At 61.8% G+C, this 24,573-nt stretch carries 17 protein-coding genes and 3 rRNA genes; 13 read left to right on the forward strand and 7 right to left on the reverse strand.

The features are described from left to right. Nucleotides 1–44: 44 nt before the first annotated feature. Genes ATK23_RS14390 through ATK23_RS14400 form a run of 3 tightly spaced genes read right to left on the reverse strand, consistent with a single transcriptional unit; the run spans nucleotide 45 to nucleotide 2,874 of the window. The gene (locus ATK23_RS14390) at nucleotides 45–1,355 is read right to left on the reverse strand and encodes a TRAP transporter large permease (RefSeq protein ID WP_100339294.1); all 1,311 of its coding nucleotides are present in this window, start codon (nucleotides 1,353–1,355) and stop codon (nucleotides 45–47) included. A gap of 2 nt (nucleotides 1,356–1,357) precedes the next feature. Beyond that, a complete protein-coding gene (locus ATK23_RS14395) occupies nucleotides 1,358–1,867 on the reverse strand; it encodes a TRAP transporter small permease (protein WP_066144637.1) in 510 nt (169 codons plus the stop codon). Further along, complete coding sequence (locus tag ATK23_RS14400; RefSeq protein WP_066144640.1) at nucleotides 1,864–2,874, reverse strand: TRAP transporter substrate-binding protein; 1,011 nt, start codon at nucleotides 2,872–2,874, stop codon at nucleotides 1,864–1,866. The genes ATK23_RS14395 and ATK23_RS14400 overlap by 4 nt, the downstream gene beginning before the upstream one ends. Nucleotides 2,875–3,068: 194 nt before the next feature. On the opposite strand from ATK23_RS14400, the gene ATK23_RS14405 reads away from it, so the two are divergent. The 5 genes from ATK23_RS14405 to ATK23_RS14425 all read left to right on the forward strand — a co-directional run bounded on the left by ATK23_RS14405 (nucleotide 3,069) and on the right by ATK23_RS14425 (nucleotide 8,839). After that, on the forward strand, nucleotides 3,069–4,088 hold the full coding sequence (locus ATK23_RS14405; protein ID WP_066144643.1) for a LacI family DNA-binding transcriptional regulator: 1,020 nt from the start codon (nucleotides 3,069–3,071) through the stop codon (nucleotides 4,086–4,088). Between the two features lie 77 nt (nucleotides 4,089–4,165). Continuing rightward, entirely contained in the window at nucleotides 4,166–5,575 is a 1,410-nt protein-coding gene (uxaC, locus tag ATK23_RS14410) for a glucuronate isomerase (RefSeq protein ID WP_066144646.1), read from the forward strand. Continuing rightward, nucleotides 5,572–7,008: a mannitol dehydrogenase family protein gene (locus ATK23_RS14415; RefSeq protein WP_066144649.1), complete on the forward strand. Its 1,437-nt coding sequence runs from the start codon at nucleotides 5,572–5,574 to the stop codon at nucleotides 7,006–7,008. Before uxaC ends, ATK23_RS14415 begins: the two co-directional genes overlap by 4 nt. A gap of 59 nt (nucleotides 7,009–7,067) precedes the next feature. After that, on the forward strand, nucleotides 7,068–8,297 hold the full coding sequence (gene manD, locus ATK23_RS14420; RefSeq protein WP_066144652.1) for a D-mannonate dehydratase ManD: 1,230 nt from the start codon (nucleotides 7,068–7,070) through the stop codon (nucleotides 8,295–8,297). Beyond that, nucleotides 8,294–8,839 carry a gluconokinase gene (locus tag ATK23_RS14425; protein WP_244213537.1) on the forward strand — a complete coding sequence of 182 codons (546 nt, stop codon included), beginning with the start codon at nucleotides 8,294–8,296 and terminating at the stop codon, nucleotides 8,837–8,839. The genes manD and ATK23_RS14425 overlap by 4 nt, the downstream gene beginning before the upstream one ends. Before the next feature lie 63 nt (nucleotides 8,840–8,902). On the opposite strand, the gene ATK23_RS14430 is transcribed toward ATK23_RS14425, so the two are convergent. Further along, nucleotides 8,903–9,184, reverse strand: a complete 282-nt coding sequence (locus tag ATK23_RS14430; protein WP_066144655.1) for a hypothetical protein — start codon at nucleotides 9,182–9,184, stop codon at nucleotides 8,903–8,905. A gap of 312 nt (nucleotides 9,185–9,496) precedes the next feature. On the opposite strand from ATK23_RS14430, the gene ATK23_RS14435 reads away from it, so the two are divergent. Together ATK23_RS14435 and ATK23_RS14440 are read left to right on the forward strand one after the other, a co-directional pair. Beyond that, on the forward strand, nucleotides 9,497–11,167 hold the full coding sequence (locus ATK23_RS14435) for a thiamine pyrophosphate-binding protein (RefSeq protein WP_066144657.1): 1,671 nt from the start codon (nucleotides 9,497–9,499) through the stop codon (nucleotides 11,165–11,167). 73 nt (nucleotides 11,168–11,240) lie between these two features. After that, the gene (locus ATK23_RS14440; protein WP_066144659.1) at nucleotides 11,241–12,278 is read left to right on the forward strand and encodes an endonuclease/exonuclease/phosphatase family protein; all 1,038 of its coding nucleotides are present in this window, start codon (nucleotides 11,241–11,243) and stop codon (nucleotides 12,276–12,278) included. Here the strand turns inward: ATK23_RS14440 and ATK23_RS14445 are convergent. Then, a complete protein-coding gene (locus tag ATK23_RS14445) occupies nucleotides 12,275–13,576 on the reverse strand; it encodes an FAD-linked oxidoreductase, L-gulonolactone oxidase family (protein WP_245858442.1) in 1,302 nt (433 codons plus the stop codon). The two genes, ATK23_RS14440 and ATK23_RS14445, sit on opposite strands and share 4 nt — an antisense overlap. After that, the gene (locus ATK23_RS14450; RefSeq protein ID WP_066144663.1) at nucleotides 13,573–14,763 is read right to left on the reverse strand and encodes an alanine racemase; all 1,191 of its coding nucleotides are present in this window, start codon (nucleotides 14,761–14,763) and stop codon (nucleotides 13,573–13,575) included. Before ATK23_RS14450 ends, ATK23_RS14445 begins: the two co-directional genes overlap by 4 nt. A 113-nt stretch (nucleotides 14,764–14,876) precedes the next feature. Here ATK23_RS14450 and ATK23_RS14455 point away from each other — a divergent pair, with 113 nt between their 5' ends. From ATK23_RS14455 to rrf, 4 genes are all read left to right on the forward strand, one after another. Continuing rightward, nucleotides 14,877–15,641, forward strand: a complete 765-nt coding sequence (locus ATK23_RS14455; RefSeq protein ID WP_038993642.1) for a hypothetical protein — start codon at nucleotides 14,877–14,879, stop codon at nucleotides 15,639–15,641. 620 nt (nucleotides 15,642–16,261) lie between these two features. Then, a 16S ribosomal RNA gene (locus tag ATK23_RS14460) occupies nucleotides 16,262–17,787 on the forward strand. A 596-nt stretch (nucleotides 17,788–18,383) separates the two neighbouring features. Continuing rightward, nucleotides 18,384–21,517, forward strand: a 23S ribosomal RNA gene (locus ATK23_RS14465). Between the two features lie 164 nt (nucleotides 21,518–21,681). After that, nucleotides 21,682–21,798: ribosomal RNA gene (gene rrf / locus ATK23_RS14470) — 5S ribosomal RNA — on the forward strand. The 16S, 23S and 5S rRNA genes sit together here, the layout of an rRNA operon. A gap of 378 nt (nucleotides 21,799–22,176) precedes the next feature. Here the strand turns inward: rrf and ATK23_RS14475 are convergent. Next, the gene (locus ATK23_RS14475) at nucleotides 22,177–22,698 is read right to left on the reverse strand and encodes a hypothetical protein (protein ID WP_066143462.1); all 522 of its coding nucleotides are present in this window, start codon (nucleotides 22,696–22,698) and stop codon (nucleotides 22,177–22,179) included. A 234-nt stretch (nucleotides 22,699–22,932) separates the two neighbouring features. Here ATK23_RS14475 and ATK23_RS14480 point away from each other — a divergent pair, with 234 nt between their 5' ends. Together ATK23_RS14480 and ATK23_RS14485 are read left to right on the forward strand one after the other, a co-directional pair. Continuing rightward, nucleotides 22,933–23,490 carry a dihydrofolate reductase family protein gene (locus ATK23_RS14480; protein WP_066143466.1) on the forward strand — a complete coding sequence of 186 codons (558 nt, stop codon included), beginning with the start codon at nucleotides 22,933–22,935 and terminating at the stop codon, nucleotides 23,488–23,490. Between the two features lie 4 nt (nucleotides 23,491–23,494). Beyond that, on the forward strand, nucleotides 23,495–24,568 hold the full coding sequence (locus ATK23_RS14485) for a glycerophosphodiester phosphodiesterase (protein ID WP_157066418.1): 1,074 nt from the start codon (nucleotides 23,495–23,497) through the stop codon (nucleotides 24,566–24,568). Nucleotides 24,569–24,573 lie beyond the last annotated feature (5 nt).

Consider the following 24,573-nt stretch of genomic DNA (forward strand, 5'->3'; position numbering starts at 1 on the left):
ATCCTCCGTGAATCGGCACCCATCGGCGCCGTGCCTGTTGAGGGCTACGGGGCCAGCAGGCCCAGCAGCTCAGGCAGCCACATCGACAGCTGCGGCACGAAGGCCACCACGAACAGCATGGCGATCAGCGCGATGAAGAACGGCACCAGGGCCTTGATCACCGGCTCGGCGCGCAGGCCGGCCACCTTGGCGCCGACGAACAGCACGTTGCCCACCGGCGGGGTGATCGTGCCCAGGCACAGGTTGAACGTCACCATGATGCCGAAGTGGATCGGATCCACGCCGAATTCGGTGACGATCGGCAGGAAGATCGGCACGAAGATCAGGATCGCCGGGGTCGGGTCCATGAACGTGCCCACGATCAGCAGGATCACCATGATCAGGATCAGGATTATGGTCGGCGAATCGGTCAGGCCCAGCAGGCCGTTGGAGATCGCCGCCGGGATCCCGGAGAAGGCCATGACCCACGCCATGATGGTGGAGACGCCCACCAGCAGCATCACGATCGAGGTGGTGACGGTCGCGTCGAGGACGATGCGCGGCAGGTCGCGGACCTTGATCGCCCGGTAGGCGAAGCCCAGGATCAGGCAGTACACCACGGCGATGACCGCGGACTCGGTCGGGGTGAAGATGCCGGCCAGGATGCCGCCGATCACGATCACGATCATCAGGATCGAGGGGACCGCGCGCCACAGGGTCAGCAGCGCCACCGGCAGGGTGACCTGCTGGTAGTTGTTCAGCTCCTTGCGCTTGCGCACGTAGAGGAACACGATCAGCATGCAGGCCAGCGCCCAGAGGATGCCCGGGATGTAGCCGGCCACGAAGAGCGTGGCGATGGAGGTGCTGGAGACCAGCGAGTACACGATCAGCGTGTTCGACGGCGGGATCAGCATGCCCGACGGGGCGGAGGCGATGTTCACCGCGGCGGAGAAGTTCTTGTCGTAGCCTTCCTTGGCCTGGCGCGGGCCGATGACCCCGCCGACGGCTGCGGCCGAGGCCACTGCGGCGCCGGAGACCGAGCCGAACAGCGCGTTGGCCACCACGTTGGTCTGCGCCAGCGAGCCGGGCATGCGCCCGACGAGCACCTTGGCCGCGTCGATCAGGCGCCCGGCAATGCCGCCGTTGTTCATCAGCACGCCGGCCAGGATGAAGAACGGGATGGCCAGCAGGGCGAAGGAGTTAATGCCGGTGAACATGCGTTGGGCAGCCACGAAGGAGGCCTTTTCCATGCCGATGACCGCCGCGACGGCGACGAAGGCGGAGAAGCCGACGGCAATCGCGATCGGCACCCGCAACAGCAGCAGGACGGCAATGCCGAGAACCAGGACGATGCCTGCAATGAGCGCTGCATCCATGATCAGATCGCCTCCCGGATTTCTTCATCGAATTCGTCGGGCAGGCCGCGTCCGCGCAGCGCCTCGACCAGGTGGAACAGGGCGTAGAACGCGGTCAGCACGCCGGAGATCGGCAGTGCCAAGTACATCGCGCCCACGCTGACCGGCAGGCCCGAGACCTGCTGGGTCCAGGTCAGATCGACCCCGCGCAGCCCGCCCCAGATGAGCACGAACACCGCGAACAGCAGGATGATGAATTGGACGAACGCCTCGGTGTAGCGCTTGTGGCTGATCTTCAGCAGGCGCACCATGAAGTCCACGGCAATGTGCCCGCGGTCGGCGAAGACGTAGGCGGAGCCGAACAGTGCCAGCCAGACGAACAGGTACTGGGCAGCGGTGGTGGTCCAGGTGGCAGGATCCTGCAGCACCTGGCGGGTGAAGACCTGCCAGCAGACCACCAGCACGAGCACCGCGAACAGCGCGATGCACAGCCACCTCAGCAGGAAATCCAGGACGGATTTGATCGCATTCACTGTGCGGCCTCCGTGATCTTCTCGTACAGCTCACGGGCGTCGTCGCTGGTCAAAGCCGATTCGACGACCGGGGCCAGGGCCTTGTCGAAGGCTGCCTTGTCCACGTCGTTGAACTTGGTGCCCGAAGCCTTGGCGGATTCGATGGCCTTCTCGGTGTCGGCATTCCACAGCTTCACGTGCTCATCCACGGTCTTCTGCCATTCGGCTTCCAGGATCGCCCGGTCTTCGGGGGTCATTTCCTCCAGCAGCGTGGAGTTGACCAGCATGTAGTCAAGGCCCACCAGATGGCGGGTGCGGGCCACGTACTTGGCGACCTCGTTGTGCTTCTGCGTGACGTAGGAAATCTCGTTGTTCTCCGCACCGTCGAGCACGCCCGCCTGCAGCGCGGTGTAGACCTCGCCGTAGGACATCGGGGTGGCAGCGCCGCCCATGGCGTTGATCATCTTGATGTGCAGCTCGGATTCCTGGACGCGGATCTTCATGCCGGCCAGGTCCTTGGGCTCCTTGATCGGGCCCTTGACGGTGTACAGGTTGCGGTCGCCCTGGGTCAGTCCGCCCAGCACGGTCAGGTCCTTGGACTCTTCCAGCGAGGAGAACAGCGGACCGACGATGCCCTTGTCGCGCAGCACCGAGATCTGGTGGTCGATGCCCTTGAAGACGGTCGGCAGGTTCAGCGTGGCGAATTCCGGGTTCAGGTTTTCCAGCTGCGTGCCGGAGGCAATGGCCATGTCCACCGAGCCGTCGGAGACCAGCTGGATGACTTCCTGCTGGGCACCGAGGGTTTCATTGGGGTACACCTTGATGTCCCAGCGCCCGTCGGTGGCGGCCTTCAGCCGCTCGCCGAAGTCGGTCAGCGCAATGTACGAGGGGTGGGATTCTGACTGGTTCAGCGAGAGCACCATGGTCTTGCCTTCTTGGGCATTGCCCGAGACGCCGGCGGTGCAGCCCGTGAGGGCCAAGGCGGCGGCACAGGCCCCGGCGACCCAGCGCAGGGCGCGAAGTTTCATCTCTTCAAGCTACTTTCCGGCCGGCGGGGCAGCGCTGCCCCGTTCCCTGCAGGCAAGTCGATCTGCACTGCGAGTGTCTCCGGCCACATTGACGGTTCAACTGATAATCTCCGCCCAGCAGGGCCACTGGCCAATTGTTGCCAATAATTGCCATAGGCTTCCACTCGCGCTGCTCCGCGCCGCACACTTGTTACATGCAGCACCCACCAGCATCCGGAAAATCGGTCACCATCTACGACGTCGCCCGCGCCGCCGGGGTCTCGGCGTCCACGGTGTCCCGCGCCTTTGCGCGGCCCGGACGGGTCAGCTTCGCCACCGCGGAGAAGATCCGCCAGGTGGCCGCCGAGCTGGGCTACCGTTCCATGGAGATGCGCCGGCCGATGCCCGAAGGCAAGGAACGGCACGGCACCATTGCGCTGGTCATCGCCGATATTTCCAACCCGGTCTACTTCGAGATGATCCGCGGGGCCGAGGAGGAGGCCGCCAAGAACGGCTACACGATGCTGCTGGCCAACACCCGGGAATCGGGGATCGTGGAACGCGAAGCCATCGAGCGTTCGCTGGGCATCGTGGACGGGATCGTGCTCTCCAGCTCGCGCATGTCCGACGCGGGGATCCGGTCCATGGCCAAGCAGAAGCCGACGATCGTGATGAACCGGGGAGTGAGCGGGGTGGCCAGCGTCGTCACCGACAACGAGCGGGGGATCATCCGGGCGGTCGCCCACCTGCGCGAGCTGGGGCACCGGAATATCGCCTACCTGGCGGGCCCCGAAGCGTCCTGGGCAAACGGGATGCGCTGGCGGGCGCTGAAGATGTGCGCCGCCGAGCACGGCCACAAGTCCCTGCTCTTCTCCCCGCGGGTGCCCACCATCGCCGCCGGCGCGCAGATCGCCGACCAGGTGCTTTCGTCGAATGCCACCGCGGTGCTCGCCTACAACGACCAGCTGGCCATCGGGTTCATGCGCCAGGCGCAGAAGAACGGGTTCGACGTGCCCGGGGACATCTCGGTGGTGGGCTTCGACAACTCCTCGGACGCCGATCTGGTCACCCCCGGGCTGACCAGCGTCGCCGCCCCGCTGCACGCCCTGGGCGCCGCCGCGGTGCGCAACCTGCTGGCCATTGCGCGCGGGGCCGCCGATGCGCCGGACCGCCCGGTGGTGCTGCCCACCCGGCTGGCGGTGCGCGGCTCCACCGCCGCCCCGCCGCGGGGCTGAGGCGCGCGGCACAGGGGTATGGTGCAACTCATGGCAACTAGTTGCCATCCGGCCATGGGGGTAAGGACGATCGAGTCATGTCTTCTTCGATAGCCAACCACCCTGATCGGTTGCTGCCCGCGGACGCCGGTGTCCGCGAGATCGCCCGTTCGCTGCACGCCGCCGTGGAGCACCTGCCGATCATTTCCCCGCACGGCCATGTGGATGCCGGGATGATCGCCCGCGACGACGCGTTCCCGGACCCCACCGCGCTGCTGATCAGCCCCGACCACTATGTCACCCGCCTGCTGCACGCCAACAATGTCCCGCTGGATGCGCTGCGCGTGGGCGGCAGCCAGAAGGTCTCCGCGCTGGACGCGTGGAAGACCTTCTGCGCCAACTACCACCTGTTCGACGGCACCGCCTCAGGCTATTGGCTGCGCCAGGAATTCATCGAGGTTTTCGGCATCGATGACCGGGAAATCACCGCCGAGAACGCAGACGCGACCTACCGTGCGATCCAGGCGCGCATCGACGCCCCGGACTTCCGCCCGCGCGCGCTGATGGACTCCTTCAGCATCGAGGTGCTCGCCACCACCGACGACCCGCTCGATGACCTGGCCGCGCACCGCCAGCTGGCGCAGGATTCCTCCTTCGCCCCGCGCGTGCTGCCGACCTTCCGCCCGGATGCCTACATCAAGTTCTGGGGCGCCGACTTCGCGCAGAAGGCCGATGCGCTGATCCAGGCCGCCGGCGAGGGCAAGGCCGGCTACGACGGCTACCTGGCCGCCATGGCCACCCGCCGCCAGTACTTCGTCGAGCACGGGGCGGTGTCCTCGGACCACGGCGCGCAGACCCCCGCCACCTTGAAGCTGGACCGCGACGAGGCCGCCGCGCTGTTCGCCAAGGGCATGGCAGGCACCGCATCCATGGCCGAGGCGCTGGCCTTCGAAGCGCACATGATGTACCAGCAGGCAGCCATGGCCGTACAGGACGGGCTGGTCATGACGATGCATCCAGGGGTGCACCGCAACACCCACGCGGCGACGCTGGCGGTCTTCGGCCCGGACACCGGGCACGACATCCCCTTCGCGGTGGACTACGCCGGCGGGCTGCGCCCGCTGCTGGAAGACTTCGGCACCGCGCCGGGCTTCCACTTCATCCCGTTCACCATCGACGAGACCGTGTTCTCCCGCGAGATCGCGCCGCTGGCCGGCTTCTACCCGTCGGTGTACATCGGCGCCCCGTGGTGGTTCCTGGACGCGCCGGATGCGATGGCGCGCTTCCGCTCCGCGGTGACCGAAACCGCCGGGTTCTCCCGCTCCTCGGGATTCATCGACGACACCCGCGCCTTCTGCTCCATCCCTGCCCGGCACGACGCCTCGCGCCGGATCGAGGCCTCCTTCCTGGCCCGGCTGGTCGCCGAGCACCGGATCACCGAGGAACGCGCGCACCAGATCATTGTCGACATCGTCGACGCCGCACCGCGACGGGCGTTCAAGCTGTGAGCGCGGCATTGGACCGCAGCGCCGTGGCCGCGCCGGCGCGCCGGCCGCGCATCGTGCACATCGGGCTGGGCGCCTTCCACCGCGCCCATCAGGCCTGGTACACCGCCAAGGCCGATAGCGAGTGGGGCATCACCGCCTTCACCGGGCGTTCGGCCACCGCCGCCGCGGCGCTGGCCCCGCAAGGCGGGCTCTACACGCTGGTGACCCGCGGGTCGGAAGCCGACGAGTTCGAGGTAGTGGACTCGATCCTGGCCGCCCATGACGGCAACAACCTGCCGCTGCTCACCGAGAAGCTGGCCGACCCGGCCACCGCGATCCTGACGCTGACCATCACCGAGGCCGGATACCGCATGGCTGCCGGAGCCGGAGCACCGCGTCTGGACCTGGCGGATCCCTCCGTGGCCGCCGACCTGGCGGAGCTGGCCGACGCCTACGACGGACGGGTCTTCGCCCCCTCGGCGCTCGGCGCCGCGCAGCTGGTGCTGCGCACCGTCCCGGCCCGCATCCTGGTGGGCCTGGCCGCCCGACGGGCCGGCGATGGCTGGCCGCTAGCGGTAGTCTCCTGCGACAACCTCCCGGATAACGGGTCGGTGGCAGAAGCCAGCATCGTGGCCCTCGCCGAGCAGATCGACGGGCAGCTGGCCGACTGGATCCGCGAGAACGTCTCCTTCGTAGACACCTCGATCGACCGCATCACCCCGCGCACCACCGACGCCGACGTCGCCACGGTGGCCGCCGCCACCGGATTCGCCGATGCCAGCCCGGTGGTCACCGAGCCCTTCAGCTCCTGGGTGCTGTGCGGGGACTTCCCCGCAGGCCGCCCCGACTGGGAGAAGGCCGGGGCGCAGTTCGTCGCCGAGCTGGAGCCCTTCGAGCGCCGCAAGCTGTGGCTGCTCAACGGCGCCCACACGCTGATGTCCTTCGCCGGGCAGCTGCGCGGGCACCAGACCGTGGCACAGGCGCTAGCCGACGAGCAGGTCTCCGGCTGGGTCGAGGAGTTCTGGGATGCGGCCGCCGCGCACCTGCAGGAACCTGAACTGGATATCCCCGGATACCGCCGCGCCCTGCGTGCGCGCTTCGGGAATCCGCGCATCGCGCACCACCTGGCGCAGATCGCCATGGACGGCTCGATCAAGCTGGCAGCCCGCGCGCTGCCGGTCTACCGGGCCGAGCGGGACGCCGGACGCGACGGGCACGCCGCCCTGCGGCTGATCGCCGCCTGGTGCGAGCAGCTCGCAGCGCAGCACGCGGCCGGAACGCCGATCGCCGACGCGAATGCCGAAGCGCTCGTCGCGGTGCTCGATGACGCCGCGCTGGAAGCCGGCAGCACCGCGCAGAGCGCCGCCCTGGTGGCAATCATCGACTCCCGCCTGGCCGGCGAGGCCGAAGCCGTCGACGCGATCACCGCGCTGCGCCCAGGCTTCGCCAACTAGCTTTTTCTCCACAAGTATTCGCGCGGGCACCGAAGCCCGCGTTCCCCGAAAGGAACGCCATGAAAATCATCAAGGCAGAAGTCTTCGTGACCAGCCCGTCACGCAACTTCGTGACCCTGAAGGTCACCACCGAATCCGGCCTGGTCGGCATCGGCGACGCCACCGTGAACGGCCGCGAGCTGGCCGTCGCCTCCTACCTGAAGGACCACGTCGCGCAGCTGCTGATCGGCCGCGACGCGCACCAGATCGAGGACACCTGGCAGTTCATCTACCGCTCCAGCTACTGGCGCCGCGGCCCGATCACCATGGCAGCGATCGCCGCGGTGGACATGGCCCTGTGGGACATCAAGGGCAAGGCCGCGAACATGCCGGTCTACCAGCTGCTCGGCGGCGCCTCGCGCCGCGGGCTGCGCGCCTACGGCCACGCCTCGGGCACCGACATACCGCAGCTGTTCGACTCGATCCGCGAGCACCTGGAACTGGGCTACAAGTCCATCCGCGTGCAGACCGCGGTGCCGGGCATCAAGGCTGTCTACGGCGTAGCCGCCCAGGCCCAGTCCTCCGGCGAACGCTACGACTACGAGCCGGCCGGCCGCGGCACCTACCCGCAGGAAGAGGACTGGGACACCCGCGCCTACCTGCGCCACCTGCCGACAGTGTTCGAAGCGGTGCGCAACGAATTCGGCCCGGAGATCCCGCTGCTGCACGACGGCCACCACCGCATGACCCCGCTGCAGGCTGCCAAGCTGGGCAAGTCGCTGGAACCCTACGACCTGTTCTGGCTCGAGGACTGCACCCCGGCCGAGAACCAGGACGCCCTGCGCCTGGTGCGCGAGCACACCACCACCCCGCTGGCCATCGGCGAGATCTTCAATACCATCTGGGACTTCCAGACCCTGATCAAGGACCAGCTGATCGACTACGTGCGTGCGGCTTCCACCCACTTCGGCGGCATCTCGCCGCTGAAGAAAGTCATGGACTACGCAGCCCAGTACCAGATCAAGTCCGGCTTCCACGGCCCGACCGACATCTCCCCGGTGGGCTTCGCCGCCCAGCTGCACGTGGGCCTGGCCATCCACAACTACGGCATCCAGGAGTACATGCAGCACTCGGACGCCACCAACACCGTCTTCGAGCAGTCGATGACCTTCAAGGACGGCTACCTGCACCCAGGCGACAAGCCTGGCCTGGGCGTCGAGTTCAACGAGGAAGCCGCGCTGTCCTACCCGTACCAGCAGGCCTACCTGCCGTACAACCGCCTGGTTGACGGCACGGTGCACGACTGGTGAGCGAGGCGATCATGGACAAGCCGCTGTCGGCGCCATCGGGCACCGGGGCCGGACGCATCGTGGTCATGGGGGTCTCCGGCTGCGGCAAATCCACCGTGGGCGAGCTGCTGGGCCAGCGGATCGCCTCGGAGTTCCTCGACGGGGATTCCCTGCATCCGCAGGCGAATATCGCGAAGATGTCTGCCGGCATCCCGCTGGATGATGCAGACCGCGAACCGTGGCTCGGCGAAATCGGCAAGCGGCTGGCCGCCGAGGATGGCAAGCCGCTGATCATTGCGTGCTCTGCGCTCAAGCGCAAGTACCGCGACCAGATCAGGGCGCAGGCGCCGGATACGGTGTTCATCCATTTGAACGGCAGCTTCGAGCTGCTGTCCCAGCGCATGGCCGAGCGCACCGGGCACTTCATGCCGGTGGAGCTGCTGAAATCGCAGTTCGAGACGCTTGACGAGCTGCAGGCTGACGAGCGCGGCGTGGTGCTGGATATTTCGGCCTCGCCTCAGCAGCTGGTCAACGACGCCGCCGATTGGCTGGGCAACGCCTAGCCGGTTGGCGCGAAGCTGGGGGAAGATACGGGTTGCCCGTATCTTCCCCCAGCTTTTTTGCGCCTAGATGCCGCCAGCTTCGGCCGGCTGGTTGCTGATCATCGAGCGCTCGGCCACCAGGGTGCTGATGAGCAGCAGGGCTGCGGCGGCTAGCCAGGGAACATAAGGCAGGGAGTGCTCGGGCGGCAGGCCCGAGAGCAGCCAGCGGGCGGCCAGGAACGCGGCCGATGCCAGCACCAGCGACACGGCGAAGGCGATGCCCCGGTGCTTGCGGTCCACGCCCTGCCATGCGCGGACTTTGCCGCTGGCCGGTGCGCCAGTGGTGATCCCGAAGAACTTCAGCATGCGTTCCCTCTCGATAAGGTTCGATGGTTGCCTTATAAGGTTCAAGTCAACTAAGAGTTATCTCGATTGTATCGATTCTGGTAGTTGCAGTACATGGTACTTTTGGAGGAGTTTGCGTCCCTGGCTTTCCGAGTCGCGGTCACCGGCTCCTAGCGCCGAGCAGGGTTCCTGCCTTATCATCAGTGAGTCAGGAACACGGCTCCAGCTGGTTCCGGCGCTCTCAAAAGGGGCGATACCCGTTGCGGTGAAGCAACCGGTAACGGCAGACATATATGGAATTTCTTCAGCACGATTTCTTGAAAAGAGTCCATAATGTCCAGCGTTTCAGCTGCCATTGCCCATGCCCTCAAGCCCCTGGCCCCGCGAATTTTCGGATTGATGGGCAACGGCAACGCCCACTTCCTCGACGCCGCGGTGCGTGCAGGCTTCGACTACACCGCAGTGCGCCATGAATCGGCCGCCGTTTCGGCCGCCGACGCGTACTTCCGCATCTCCAACAAGCTGGCCATCGCCTCCACCACCTACGGTGCCGGCTACACCAATACCACCACTGCCCTGGCCGAGGCCGCCGCGGCGCGGACCCCGCTGCTGTTCGTCACCGGCGACGCGCCGACGTCGGGCCTGCGCGGCTGGGACGTGGACCAAGCCGCGATCGATGCCGCGGTGCGGGCGCCCCGCTACGTCGTCGACCGCAACACTCCGGGTGCGACCGCCCTTGAGGCGGCGGCCCATGCGTTGCGCGAGCAGCTGCCGGTGGTCCTGGCCATTCCCTACGACCTGGCAGCGCTGGATTCCCTCGAAGAGCAGCTTCCCGATTTCGCCTCCCTGCGCAGCACCCCGCCGGCGCCGCAGCTGAACTCCACCCAGCTGGAGCAGATCGGTGCCAAGCTCAACGCCTCGCAGCGCACCCACATCCTCTATGGCCGCGGCGCAATTGATGCCGCCGAGCAGGTCCAGGCGCTGGCTCAGAAGCTGGGGGCCACCACCTCGGGCACGCTGCTGGCCCGCGACCTGCTGGACTACGAGTTCGACCTGGGCATCACCGGAGGGTTCTCCACGGAGGCCAACGCCGCGATCATCGCGCAGGCAGATACCGTACTGGTGCTCGGCGCCTCGCTGAACCAGTTCACCATGCGCTTTGGCGAGCTAGTGGCAGACGATGCCACCCTGATCCAGATCGATCTGGGATGCGCGGCCACCAATCCGCGCGTCGACTACTTCGCCACCGGCGATGCGGCCCTGGCTGCCGCGGACCTGCTCGGTGCCGTGGAGCAAGCCGATGACGCATGGCGCGCAGGCCTCGACCTGTCCGAGCTGCGCAGCCGCCCCGCCGGCGACGAGCAGGCCTCCGACGGGCAGCTGGATCCGCGCCGCGTGGCCAGCGAGCTGCAGGGCATCCTGCCGGCCAACCGCGTGCTGGTGCAGGATGGCGGGCACTTCATCGGCTGGGGTCCGATGTACTGGTCGACTTCCGGTGCGCGCTCCCTGGCCTGTGTGGGAACCGCCTACCAGTCCATCGGCCTGGGCATCGCCTCCATGGTGGGTGCGGCCCCGGCGGCGGAAGGCCGCACGGTCGTGCTGGCCGCCGGAGATGGCGGATTCCTGATGGGCCTGGCAGACCTCGAATCGATCGTGCGCAGCGTGGAAAGCGGCGTCATCGTCATCTACAACGACTCCGCCTATGGTGCGGAAATCCACCAGTACGGATCCGTCGGCCTGCACGAAGATCCGATGCTGATCCCTACCGTGGATTTTGCCGGCATTGCCAACTCCATGGGAGCGACCGGAATCCGCGTTGGCACGCTGGAAGACCTCGCCGCCGTGCAGCAGTGGGTTGATGCAGGCGCCCGCGGCGTATGCCTGGTGGACGCCCGGGTATCCACGCATGTGCGTGCGCCGTATATGGAAGAAGTCCTTTCCGCGAACAAGAAGGCCGCTGCGGCTGCGGCATTACAATCCGGTAAAGGTGCTGGAAAGCGGTAGCTGAACGTCGTAGGGTGGATGGGTGCGCAAGTTATTAGTCGGAACAGCGAGCCTGGGTTTAGGGGCACTTCTGATGCTCCCCGCAACCGGCGCACTTGCCGCACCCACCGGACCCGGCGACCCAGCAGGCGCCAATGCCGCGCAGCTTTCGGAGACCTCGCTGCGCGTGGCAACCATCCAGGCAAGTCTCACCGGCGAAACCCCCGAAGAGCTGCCCGCGGCCCTGATGCGCGGAACCGACCGGCAGGCAGCCCAGGTTGCGGACAAGATCAGCAGCGCCAACGCGGACGTGGTGGTGCTGACGGATATGGACGCCACCCAGGAGGCAGTTGACGCGCTCAATGAGAACTATCTGAACAATCTGGGCGACGACCGCGCCGACGTGGACTACGGGTATTCCTATCTGGCGGTGGGCTCCAAAGGCCTGCAAAGCGGCGCCGACTTGAACGCCGACGGCGTGATCGGCAGCGCCGAGGACGCGTGGGGCCAGGCCGCATTCGCGGAGCAGGGGTCGATCGTCGTGCTGTCGAAGTACCCGATCGCCCAAGAGCAGGTCGCCAGCGTTTCCCAGCTCAAGTGGCAACAGGTTGCCAACGATATGCTGCACCACACCGACTTATCCGGCGTGCTGGCAGCGTCCATCCCCGTGATGAGCACCGGCCTATGGGACATTCCCATCCAGTACCGTGGCGAGCCGGTGCACATCCTGGCGACGCAAACCCAGCCGGATGCGCAGGATGAGGAATTCGCCAAGGCACGCCAGATGGACGAGCTGAAGGTCATCGACGGCTATCTCTCCGGCGAGAACTATGTTCGCACCGACGAGGGCGAACATGCAGAAGGCGTGGGCGAAGACCGCTTTGTCATTGCCGGTGCACTGGGCCTGCAAGACGGCTCCGCTGATCGCGTTGACCCTTTCCTCAAGGAACTCAAGCACGCGAACGCTGTCAATGCTTCGGGCAGCTACCTGGTGCCGAGCGAAACGTGGCAGGTATTGGGCCAGGGCCGCATCAAGGAGAACCAGCCGAGCACTTCCCAGGCGTTGCCGGGAACAGTCCCCGACTTCGCGAAGGAATCAAGCCCGCTGATCTGGGCCGACATCCAATTCTAGGCGCCGAGCAAGCTGCGCAGATACGGATTGAGGAATCTGCCCTCCGGATCGGCAGCCTGGCGAACCCGCGTGAAATCGCTGAACTTCGGGTAGAGCTGAGCCAATTCCCCAGCCTGAAGCGTATGCTCCTTGCCCCAGTGCGGCCGGCCGCCCAGGGAGCGGAAGATCTCTTCCATGGCTGCAAAGTATCCCCGAGCCTGATCGCGAATGTAGCGGTGCACGGCAATATATGCAGTTTGCCGGCCGCTGGCAGTTCCCAGCCAGGTGGAATCCTCGGCCGCGGTGCGCACCTCGACTGGGAAGAAGACCCCGGTTCCCGAACGCTTGAAGTACGCCCGCACGCTGGCGAAAGCCTCATCGAAGTTGGCCAGCGGGAGCGCATATTCCATTTCGGTGAAACGCACCCGCCGCGCACTGGTGAACACTTCGTTCCACGGTGCGATGCGGCTGCTTTCGGGCAACGCGGCGCACGCCACCTTGGCCAAGGCCGGCGTGGTCTTCGGCAGCGCCGCGCTCACCGAGCTGAGCAGCTGCAATGCGCCATTGGAGACAACTTCATCATTCAGCCAGCGGGCTGCCGCCGGCGGCTGCTCGGCCGGGACTTGGCCGTCGAGGCGGGTATTGATCTTCACCTGGGCCTTGCCGGTGCCCGGGAACCAGAAGAATTCCAGATGGTCTTCTTCCCATGCGCGCTCGACGAAGCTTTCGGCGATCAGCCCGATGGGTTCGATGATTTCCTCCGCACGCATCATGTAGTGCGGGACGCAGCGCAGCCGCACGTGGGTGAGCACCCCCAGAGCTCCCAGGCCAAGCCGGGAGGCCTCGAATAGTTCGGTGTTCTCCTGAGAGTTGGCACGCAGGTGGGTGCCATCGGCCAGCAGGAGCTGCACCCCGGTGACCGTTCCGCTGAATCCGCTGAATCGCAGGCCGGTGCCGTGGGTGCCGGTGCTGATGGCTCCGGCTACAGATTGCTTGTCGATATCGCCCATATTCTCCAACGCGAGATTGAAGGGTTTGAGCAGTGCGGGGATCTGCCATAGCCGGGTCCCGGCGCGGAAGGTCACCTCGTGGGTGAGGGCGTCGACTTCCTCGATTCCCTGGAAGCCATCCAGGTTCAGCAAGATGCCGTCGGTAGCCGCCAGCGGAGTGAAGGAATGGCCTGCGCCGATCGCACGCACCGGCTGCTGCTGGTCGGCGGCCTGCGCCAGGACCTGCGCCAATTCCGCGATGCTGCGCGGGGAGCGGATGGCTGCCGGGTGCGCGACAACGGTGCGCGCGAAGTTCTTGAAGGTGCTCACAGGAATGCTTTGCCTTCCCCGCGGTAGGTGGGCCACTGCTCGATGATCTTGCCCTTGGAATACACCGCCACCTTATTAACCCGTTCCGCAGGTTCGCCGGCCTTGGCATGGCGCAGCCAGACCGTTTCGCCAATGGCGATGCGGTGTGCGCTGGGGCCGGTGAGCGGGGTCTGCACCTCGCCGGCTCCTTCCATGGACAGATAGCGCAGCTTCTTTGGGTGCTCGATTCTTGGCAGCCGGTCCTTGCCGGCTGGACCCGATGCGGTCCAACCGCCTCCGAGGATGGTGACTGTTCGCTCATCGGGACGGCGGACCACAGGGAAGCCCAGATACAGGGCAGGGGCGGGTCGGAATGCGCGATAGGAATCGAACAGCGCGGGTGCGAACAGCCCTGAACCCGCGGCAATCTCGGTGATAGCGGGTTCCTGGACAGTGCTTTCCACCGAACCTGTGCCGCCGGCATTCACGAAACGCAGCTCGCCCAGCTCCCGGACCAATTCGACGGTTTCGGCCCGGCGCTCGGCCAGTTCGGCGGCGCTGGCTTGGCGCAGCTTGCGCGCGATCAGCGCCTTGGGGCTGAACCCTCCATCGGGAACCGAAGCGATCTGGGATTCGTAGCCCATCAACCCGTCCAGGATGAAGTTGCGGCGACGGTGCACCTCGGCGGCCAGCGCCGCGACCTGTTCCGGCCGGCTCAGCGGCGAACGTGCGGCGCCGATGCGGATATCGCCGCTGGGGTAATAGGCGGCATCCAGTTCCAAGGCGACCTTCAATGCCGGGTGCCCCGGCGCGATTCTGTCGATCAGATCCAGCTGCTCTTCGGTATCCACCATGAGGGTGACAGCTTCGCAGGCCTGCTCGCTGGCCGCCCACCGGCTGATCGCTTCGGCATCCGTTTGCGGGTACGCAACCACCAAGTCCTTCAAACCGTGGCTGGCCAGCCATAATGCTTCGGCCAACGTGAAGCAGAGAACGCCCCGGAAGCCTGGCTCGTCGAGCGCCCGCTCCAACGCCTTGCGTACACGCAGGGACTTGGAAGCGATGCGGATCGGCACGCCGCCGGCCCGTTCGCGTAGGGCGATCACGTTTGAATCGAAGGCATCGAGATCGAGCAAAGAGACCGGGTGCTCCGAGATCCCGGCACTTTTCAAGGCATGGTTATACCGTTTGGCCTGAGCGTTCTTCATAAGCCAACTCTTTCACCAGCATCGGGGAGTTTCAAGGAATTTTTCAAGACGCTTGTGTGAAGGCAGAGCGCTCAAGGCAACTCTCAGGGTCTTGCGGATAAGCTGGAGCCATCATGAAAAACGATCCGATTTCAATGACGTTGCTTGGCAAGGATGGAAAGCCGCGCTCCGGCGTGCAGGATGCCATCATGAAGGGCATCGGCGTGCAGCGCCCGCTGGTGCTTGCCTACATCAAGCGGCTGCGCAAGAAGCACCCGGAAGCCACGGCAGCCGAGCTGGCAGCCATTGTCGAGCGCGATTACCTGCGTGTGGTTACCGGCACCGGTGCAGCCGTGGGTGGAACCGCAGCCGTCCCTGCTGTCGGCACCGGCGTGGCGCTGGGCCTTTCCGTTGCTGCAACGCTGGGCTTCCTGGAAGCTTCTGCGCTGTATGCGCAGAGCCTGGCAGAACTGCACGGCATTGCCATCGAAGACCCGGATCGGTCACGAGTGCTGGTTATGGGCATCATGATGGGCGAGGAAGGCAGCTCAATGATTGCCGGCTTGACTGCCCAAGCCGCAGGCCGCGGCGGAGGACCGGTCCAGGGCTGGGCCAAGTCCTTCGGTGCCGGCAAGTCCACGAGCATCTACTCCGCCATGCAGCGCACCATGCAGAAGAAGTTCTTGCGAAAGATCATCGGCACCCAGGCTGCCAGCACCATGGGCCGACTGGTTCCGTTTGGCGTTGGCGCGGCCATCGGCGGTGTCGGCAATCGGTACATGGCCAAGCGCGTGATCGAGAATGCCGCGGTTGCCTTCGAGGGAATCCCTACGGTGGTGCCCAGCTCGTTGCCGCTGGATGATCCACGGGTCATCGACGCTGAGATCGTCGAAGACTAGCTGTACAGGGATTGCCGACCACCTTGGTGGTCGGCTTCCGTTTCTAAGATGTCTTTTCGTGCGTTGCATGAAATGTTTTCGGGTACCGATCCGCTAGAACTCGCGCTTTAATCGGCGTTGCGAAATTAAGTGGGCACGGTCACCCGCCAAAACCACCCACCCGATTTGCAGGACCCCCAAAACCTGTGTATAGTTTTTCCTTGTCGCCGAGAACAAAACGGAACAAAAAACCCGTAGCTCAACGGCGGCAGAACCCCAGAAAATCAAGGTTTTTCCACAGTCTTGTGGATAAGGAATTGAAAAGAATGGGAACTGAGAATACTGGTTCAAATCACAAACAATGGATTTGACTTTCAGGAATTCGAAGTTATAGAATATGAATATAACGCTGGACGAAATTACCGCCTGGAATGGTGGGTAAAGAACCGGTAAGTGTTTGTTGTTTGAGAACTCAATAGTGTGCCAAGTTTGTTGATACCGAATATTTTTATTTGGTGAATACATAACATTTGCTTGAGGCATTGCACCCCCGTGCAGTGTTCTTGAGTGTTTTATTATTCGCCAGGACTTCATCGGCTTCGCCCTTCTTTTCCAAGGGGTTGCTGGTGGCTTTTTATTTTTTTATGGAGAGTTTGATCCTGGCTCAGGATGAACGCTGGCGGCGTGCTTAACACATGCAAGTCGAACGATGAAGCCCAGCTTGCTGGGTGGATTAGTGGCGAACGGGTGAGTAACACGTGAGTAACCTGCCCCCGACTCTGGGATAAGCCCGGGAAACTGGGTCTAATACCGGATATGACCATGGAACGCATGTTTTGTGGTGGAAAGATTTATCGGTGGGGGATGGACTCGCGGCCTATCAGCTTGTTGGTGAGGTAATGGCTCACCAAGGCGACGACGGGTAGCCGGCCTGAGAGGGTGACCGGCCACACTGGGACTGAGACACGGCCCAGACTCCTACGGGAGGCAGCAGTGGGGAATATTGCACAATGGGCGAAAGCCTGATGCAGCGACGCCGCGTGAGGGATGACGGCCTTCGGGTTGTAAACCTCTTTCAGTAGGGAAGAAGCGAAAGTGACGGTACCTGCAGAAGAAGCGCCGGCTAACTACGTGCCAGCAGCCGCGGTAATACGTAGGGCGCAAGCGTTATCCGGATTTATTGGGCGTAAAGAGCTCGTAGGCGGTTTGTCGCGTCTGCCGTGAAAGTCCGAGGCTCAACCTCGGATCTGCGGTGGGTACGGGCAGACTAGAGTGATGTAGGGGAGACTGGAATTCCTGGTGTAGCGGTGAAATGCGCAGATATCAGGAGGAACACCGATGGCGAAGGCAGGTCTCTGGGCATTTACTGACGCTGAGGAGCGAAAGCATGGGGAGCGAACAGGATTAGATACCCTGGTAGTCCATGCCGTAAACGTTGGGCACTAGGTGTGGGGGACATTCCACGTTTTCCGCGCCGTAGCTAACGCATTAAGTGCCCCGCCTGGGGAGTACGGCCGCAAGGCTAAAACTCAAAGGAATTGACGGGGGCCCGCACAAGCGGCGGAGCATGCGGATTAATTCGATGCAACGCGAAGAACCTTACCAAGGCTTGACATGTGCCAGACCGCTCCAGAGATGGGGTTTCCCTTCGGGGCTGGTTCACAGGTGGTGCATGGTTGTCGTCAGCTCGTGTCGTGAGATGTTGGGTTAAGTCCCGCAACGAGCGCAACCCTCGTTCCATGTTGCCAGCACGTAGTGGTGGGGACTCATGGGAGACTGCCGGGGTCAACTCGGAGGAAGGTGGGGATGACGTCAAATCATCATGCCCCTTATGTCTTGGGCTTCACGCATGCTACAATGGCCGGTACAATGGGTTGCGATACTGTGAGGTGGAGCTAATCCCTAAAAGCCGGTCTCAGTTCGGATTGGGGTCTGCAACTCGACCCCATGAAGTCGGAGTCGCTAGTAATCGCAGATCAGCAACGCTGCGGTGAATACGTTCCCGGGCCTTGTACACACCGCCCGTCAAGTCACGAAAGTTGGTAACACCCGAAGCCGATGGCCTAACCACCTTGTGTGGGGGGAGTCGTCGAAGGTGGGACTGGCGATTGGGACTAAGTCGTAACAAGGTAGCCGTACCGGAAGGTGCGGCTGGATCACCTCCTTTCTAAGGAGCTAACCATTATTGGTTGCCCATGCTGGACACGAGTGTTGTCCGGGTGGGTTGCTCATGGGTGGAATATCAATGGACTCAATACCGGAAAACGTGCTGGCTGATGCTGGTGCGGGGTATTGGCTGTGGCCGCGTGGTGCTTGGGCATCTGCTAGTACGCATTGCAGGGGGTTTTCTTCTTGCGGTGCTGGAATGCGGTGTGTGGGTGTTGTGTGGTTTGTATGGTTTGGCATGCTGTTGGGTTTTGAGGCAACAAGCCTCCTTTCCTGGTGAATGGTTGCCGGGGTTCTTCCTGTGGGGAGGGTCCTGGTGGTGTTCGCTTGGGTGAGGGGTTCTTGGTGTTTCGGTGTTTGTCCTGTGTTTGCTGCAAGGATGTCCTGTTGGATTGATGCTGGCCTTTGGTTGGTGTTGGTTTTGGGGTGTTGTTGCGGGGGTGCGGGGTTGTTGTTTGGGAACTGTATAGTGAACGCGAGCATCTTGCAGATGAGATGAGCTGGCTGGTCCTTTTCCTGGGATTGGTTGGTGTTGGAGTCTTGTCTGCGTGATTTTGTTAGATTGTTTTATTGCTCAATTCTGAGACTTTGATTTGTGTTGAAGTTTTTAAGGGCGCACGGTGGATGCCTTGGCATCAAGAGCCGATGAAGGACGTGGGAATCTGCGATAAGCCTGGTGGAGTCGATAACCGGACGTTGAGACCAGGATTTCCGAATGGGGGAACCCCGCACCATGTTATGTGGTGTGACCTGCAGCTGAATGTATAGGCTGTGTGGAGGGAACGCGGGGAAGTGAAACATCTCAGTACCCGCAGGAAGAGAAAACAACAGTGATTCCGTTAGTAGTGGCGAGCGAACGCGGATGGGGCTAAACCGGTTGGTGTGTGATAGCGGATAGGCGTTGCATCACCGGGGTTGTGGGGTTGACATGTACCAGCGCTATCTTGCTGGTGGGATGAGGTGCAGGCGTATAGGTGAATCGGTTGGAATGCCGGACCAGAGAGGGTGATAGTCCCGTAGGTGTAATGCGTGTCTGCCGTTCTAGTGTTGATACCCGAGTAGCACGGGGCCCGTGAAACCTTGTGTGAATCTGCCAGGACCACCTGGTAAGCCTGAATACTACTTGATGACCGATAGTGAATCAGTACCGTGAGGGAATGGTGAAAAGTACCCCGGGAGGGGAGTGAAATAGTACCTGAAACCGTGCGCTTACAATCCGTTAGAGCTGGGGACTTGTTCCCTGGTGATGGCGTGCCTTTTGAAGAATGAGCCTGCGAGTTAGTGTTACGTCGCGAGGTTAACCCGTGTGGGGAAGCCGTAGCGAAAGCGAGTCTGAATAGGGCGTTTGAGTGGCGTGATCTAGACCCGAAGCGAAGTGATCTACCCATGGCCAGGTTGAAGCGCGTGTAAGAGCGTGTGGAGGACCGAACCCACTTCAGTTGAAAATGGAGGGGATGAGCTGTGGGTAGGGGTGAAAGGCCAATCAAACTTCGTGATAGCTGGTTCTCCCCGAAATGCATTTAGGTGCAGCGTTGCGTGTTTCTTGCTGGAGGTAGAGCTACTGGATAGGCGATGGGCCCTACAAGGTTACTGACCTTAGCCAAACTCCGAATGCCGGCAAGTGAGAGCGCAGCAGTGAGACTGTGGGGGATAAGCTTCATAGTCGAGAGGGAAACAGCCCAGAACGCCAACTAAGGCCCCTAAGCGTGTGCTAAGTGGAAAAGGATGTGGAGTTGCTGTGACAACCAGGAGGTTGGCTTAGAAGCAGCCACCCTTGAAAGAGTGCGTAATAGCTCACTGGTCAAGTGATTCCGCGCCGATAATGTAGCGGGGCTCAAGCACACCGCCGAAGTTGCGTCATTCAAATATTAACCTGGTTTCGATTGGGTGTTTGGATGGGTAGGGGAGCGTCGTGTGGACGGTGAAGTCGCGGTGGAAACCAGCGGTGGAGGCCACACGAGTGAGAATGCAGGCATGAGTAGCGAATGACGGGTGAGAAACCCGTCCGCCGAATGATCAAGGGTTCCAGGGTTAAGCTAATCTGCCCTGGGTTAGTCGGGACCTAAGGCGAGGCCGACAGGCGTAGTCGATGGACAACGGGTTGATATTCCCGTACCGGCGAAGGACCGCCCATACTGAGCTGTGGATGCTAACCATGACGGATCCGGTGATTTGTTCCTTCGGGAATGGTTGCTGGTGGTGTGGTGGGAACCGATGCAGTGAGGTCAGCGTATTAACAGGTGTGACGCAGGAAGGTAGCCGAGCCAGGCAATGGAATTGACCTGGTCCAAGGGTGTAGGAAGAGCGGTTGGCAAATCCGCCGCTCATATATTCTGAGACCTGATAGGCGCCCCGTTTTCGGGGTGATTCGGTGATCCTATGCTGCCTAGAAAAGCATCGGCGCGAGGTCCCAGTCCGCCCGTACCCCAAACCGACACAGGTGATCAGGTAGAGAATACTAAGGCGATCGAGAGAATCATGGTTAAGGAACTCGGCAAAATGCCCCCGTAACTTCGGAAGAAGGGGGGCCTGCCCCGTGATGAGAACTTGCTTCTCTGATGCGGGTGTGGGCCGCAGAGACCAGGGGGAAGCGACTGTTTACTAAAAACACAGGTCCGTGCGAAGTCGCAAGACGATGTATACGGACTGACTCCTGCCCGGTGCTGGAAGGTTAAGAGGACTGGTTAGCCCTTGTGGCGAAGCTGAGAATTTAAGCCCCAGTAAACGGCGGTGGTAACTATAACCATCCTAAGGTAGCGAAATTCCTTGTCGGGTAAGTTCCGACCTGCACGAATGGAGTAACGACTTCCCCGCTGTCTCAACCATGAACTCGGCGAAATTGCAGTACGAGTAAAGATGCTCGTTACGCGCAGCAGGACGGAAAGACCCCGAGACCTTTACTATAGTTTGGTATTGGTGTTCGGTGCAGCTTGTGTAGGATAGGTGGGAGACTGTGAAGCTTGGACGCTAGTTCAGGTGGAGTCATCGTTGAAATACCACTCTGGCTGTACCGGTCACCTAACTTCGGACCATGATCTGGTTCAGGGACAGTGCCTGATGGGTAGTTTAACTGGGGCGGTTGCCTCCTAAAATGTAACGGAGGCGCCCAAAGGTTCCCTCAGCCTGGTTGGCAATCAGGTGTCGAGTGTAAGTGCACAAGGGAGCTTGACTGTGAGAGTGACAGCTCGAGCAGGGACGAAAGTCGGGACTAGTGATCCGGCGGCACCTCGTGGAAGGGCCGTCGCTCAACGGATAAAAGGTACCTCGGGGATAACAGGCTGATCTTGCCCAAGAGTCCATATCGACGGCATGGTTTGGCACCTCGATGTCGGCTCGTCGCATCCTGGGGCTGGAGTAGGTCCCAAGGGTTGGGCTGTTCGCCCATTAAAGCGGTACGCGAGCTGGGTTTAGAACGTCGTGAGACAGTTCGGTCCCTATCCGCTGCGCGCGTTGGAAATTTGAGAAGGGCTGTCCTTAGTACGAGAGGACCGGGACGGACGAACCTCTGGTGTGTCAGTTGTACTGCCAAGTGCATCGCTGATTAGCTACGTTTGGAAGGGATAACCGCTGAAAGCATCTAAGCGGGAAGCCTGCTTCGAGATGAGATTTCCATGCACCTTTGTGTGTGAGAGGCCCCCAGCTAGACCACTGGGTTGATAGGCAGGATGTGGAAGCAAGGACTGAAGACTTGTGCAGCTGACCTGTACTAATAGGCCGATGGCTTACAACACACAATAAAACAATGATTGAACTGATATTTTTCAATGCTGTTCGCGTTCACTATGCGGTTACGAGACAACAACCTCTAACCAATAAATGCAAGATGAGTTACAAGACTTTGTAGCACCGGAAAACACTGACCAGGAAATATTTGGTTTGTGTGCTTCGTGATTGTTACGGCGGTCATAGCGTGGGGGAAACGCCCGGTCCCATACCGAACCCGGAAGCTAAGGCCCATTGCGCCGATGGTACTGCACTCGTGAGGGTGTGGGAGAGTAGGTCACCGCCGGACTTAACCTAAGTGGGTTTGAGGCTCTAACCGTTTGGTTGGAGCCTCACCTGTTTAACCCGTGCTGGTGGTGCGGGTGGCCAAGCGCAACGTCTGGCCCTGCACTCGTTTAATTGCCGCGGCTGTTGTCCAGCCTCGCAGCCGGCCCATCATCGAGGTATGGCTGAGAAAAAAGCGTCGCTCCTGTCCGCAGGACCGGCGATCGCATCACTGGTGTTTGATGACGTTTTTTGCTATCGGAATAGCGTAGTTCACGCTGCATATCCCGTAGACCCTGATCAAAGTTCTACTGATCGTGCTTGCCGTCGCGTTGATTGGCGCTGCCGCGGGAACAATCGCCGTGGCAATGGCTTGTTTCATCCGATCCAAGAATTGAGAAGGCTAATGGGCCGCTTCTTCAGATTCAATGACTGAAGCGAGCGCCAAATCTTCAACCGTGAGCATCACGGTGCTATCCCGCCGATTGAATAACTGCAAGGTGATGCTCCGGCCATTGCATCGCCAAATGCGAATGGACTGATCCTCGTCTCCCCAGGGGCGTTCCGGAGCGCCATACACCTCTGAGAGTTCTGCCTGCAAAACAGCAAACCCAGACCGGGTGACTGGATCTTGGGGGACCCGAGAACTGTAGAGGAACGTACAGACACTGAGGAATTGTTGACGGTACGTATCCCAAGTACTCGATATTTTTCCTGGCAGGCCGAGGTCCAAACTCGTCATCTGATGAGGTGAATCCTGGTCGTCGGAATCAATCGCGGTGCCTGATACGAATCCAAGCGCATCGAACAGGGCCTCACGCTCAACTTCAGTCTTTGGCCAAGAGCCTTGGACCAAGCCCTGGATAATGGGCACAAGGTCGTGTGGGACAGGGGACAAACTGATGACTGAGTCTGGCTGTGTCATGAAGCGAGCCTACCTTTGATGCATAGGATCGCGGAAGCCGAACTCGGCATGGCTGCCCGGCAGCGAGTACCCCGGTCTTGGACTGTGGACAGTTATTTCTGTCGCGATCGCGCAGTCCCCGTTCACCGCAAATTCCCTGGTGCCCTAAGACAGCTGCTTGACGCAATAAGCGCCTAATCCTAGAGTCAGGGCACCGGGGTTCGTCCGGCAAGCAAATGGCTGCAGGAGCTTCTGATGGGTTTACTGGCATTTAGCTACAACGTCATGCTGGATGGCTGCGTCGATCATCGAGAAGGCATCGCCGACGATGAATCGCACGACTATTTCACGGGACTGATGAATGCGCATGGAGCGATGCTCTGGGGTCGTGTTACCTACGAACTAATGGAGGAGTACTGGCCAGCTGTGGCTCGGGGCGACATCTCAGCGCCGCCAGCGCTGCTTCGCTGGGCACAGCAACTGGAGACGAAGCCCAAATACGTTGTCTCGAGCACTCGCACGGCATATTCATGGAATAACTCCCACCTGTTAAGTGGAGAGCTGCGCGCCTGTGTACTGAGGCTGAAAGACCAGTACCCCGATGGTGTGCTTCTGGGCAGCGGCAAGCTGGCAACAGCTCTGGACAGGATGGAACTCATCGATGAGTACCACTTCCTAATTCACCCAGTTATCGCCGGCCATGGTCCAACGCTGCACCAGGCAGGGTTGCAGAAATCCCGTCATCTGGAATTGATCTCAGCACAACCGCTCTCCAGCGGTGCAATTGCAGCCAGTTATCGGCGAGTTCGCTGATCCCATGCGGATGACGATTTTGCCTTGGGAATCCGGGGCAGAATCGGAAATGCAGACACCTTTTCTTGCCGGGGAGTTTCGAGTTTTTCATGATGGCCGCAGGAGCTTGCAACTGCACGCAAAAGACCTGAACGCAGTCGATGAAATATGCGTCGAGCCAAGGCTAATCTACAGTATCAAGGAGCGGGGATCGCGTAGCGTAGGGAGCATGGATACGCTTTTCTTCGCCCATCGCGGCAGCTCCCATAAATATTCGGAGAACACTCGTGCCGCCTATCTACAGGCCATCGACGAAGGTGCCGATGGAATTGAATGCGACGTCCATCTGAGCAAAGACGGAATCGTTGTTTGCCACCACGATCCAACGGTCGACCGCACCTCCGATTCATCCGGTCTCGTTGCCGGATATACCTTGGCGGAAATGAAAGCCATGGACTTCACCGGAGTCGTACCGAGCATCGTCCCGGCCGAGTATGGGACCGAAAACGAGCAGCTCCTGAGCCTCGGCGAACTCTTCGCTCTCATTGAAGAACGCGGCAAGCCAATTGGTTTGGCCATCGAAATCAAGCATCCAAGCCCCTATGGCCACCTGCTGGAAAAGGGCGTGCTGCAGGTCCTTGCAGCGCACGGGTTCGACCCGCAAACCGGGACCGCCGGCTCGCAGGGACAGATTGCCGTGACCTTGATGAGCTTCGAGCCGAATTCCCTGCGCTATCTGGCCCGCACGGTCAGCACTGCGCTGTTGTGCCAATTGATGACCGAAGTCAATCCGGACTACGTCCAGCAACTGATTGATTCGGGTGACGTGGGCAGGGCCGGTGTCTACGAGGTGCTGTACCGCTCCGTGCCTGAAGGAATCGAACTGATCAACGCAGGGGGAGCTGGAATCGTCGGATCCGGCGTCGCCTGGACCCGAGCCAACGAGCATCTTGTGCGCCGGTGGCTGGAGCAAGGATTGAAAGCGCGGATCTGGACGGTCGACCGTCCGGCAGATGCGCAATTCCTGGTGGACCTGGGCGTTGGGGAACTGACCAGCAACCGTCCGGCAGAACTACGCAAAGAACTGGAGCTGAGCTAGGAAAC

Origin of the sequence: Glutamicibacter nicotianae, from assembly GCF_002797775.1 — a bacterium.
Lineage (GTDB): Bacteria > Actinomycetota > Actinomycetes > Actinomycetales > Micrococcaceae > Glutamicibacter > Glutamicibacter nicotianae.

Bases quoted from the DNA above. Each gene is read 5' to 3' on its own strand.
- ATK23_RS14390 (WP_100339294.1), bottom strand. From the start codon at position 1,355: ATGGATGCAGCGCTCATTGCAGGCATCGTCCTGGTTCTCGGCATTGCC.
- ATK23_RS14400 (WP_066144640.1), bottom strand. From the start codon at position 2,874: ATGAAACTTCGCGCCCTGCGCTGGGTCGCCGGGGCCTGTGCCGCCGCC.
- ATK23_RS14405 (WP_066144643.1), top strand. From the start codon at position 3,069: ATGCAGCACCCACCAGCATCCGGAAAATCGGTCACCATCTACGACGTC.
- uxaC (WP_066144646.1), top strand. From the start codon at position 4,166: ATGTCTTCTTCGATAGCCAACCACCCTGATCGGTTGCTGCCCGCGGAC.
- manD (WP_066144652.1), top strand. From the start codon at position 7,068: ATGAAAATCATCAAGGCAGAAGTCTTCGTGACCAGCCCGTCACGCAAC.
- ATK23_RS14430 (WP_066144655.1), bottom strand. From the start codon at position 9,184: ATGCTGAAGTTCTTCGGGATCACCACTGGCGCACCGGCCAGCGGCAAA.
- ATK23_RS14435 (WP_066144657.1), top strand. From the start codon at position 9,497: ATGTCCAGCGTTTCAGCTGCCATTGCCCATGCCCTCAAGCCCCTGGCC.
- ATK23_RS14440 (WP_066144659.1), top strand. From the start codon at position 11,241: ATGCTCCCCGCAACCGGCGCACTTGCCGCACCCACCGGACCCGGCGAC.
- ATK23_RS14450 (WP_066144663.1), bottom strand. From the start codon at position 14,763: ATGAAGAACGCTCAGGCCAAACGGTATAACCATGCCTTGAAAAGTGCC.
- ATK23_RS14455 (WP_038993642.1), top strand. From the start codon at position 14,877: ATGAAAAACGATCCGATTTCAATGACGTTGCTTGGCAAGGATGGAAAG.
- ATK23_RS14475 (WP_066143462.1), bottom strand. From the start codon at position 22,698: ATGACACAGCCAGACTCAGTCATCAGTTTGTCCCCTGTCCCACACGAC.
- ATK23_RS14480 (WP_066143466.1), top strand. From the start codon at position 22,933: ATGGGTTTACTGGCATTTAGCTACAACGTCATGCTGGATGGCTGCGTC.
- ATK23_RS14485 (WP_157066418.1), top strand. From the start codon at position 23,495: ATGCGGATGACGATTTTGCCTTGGGAATCCGGGGCAGAATCGGAAATG.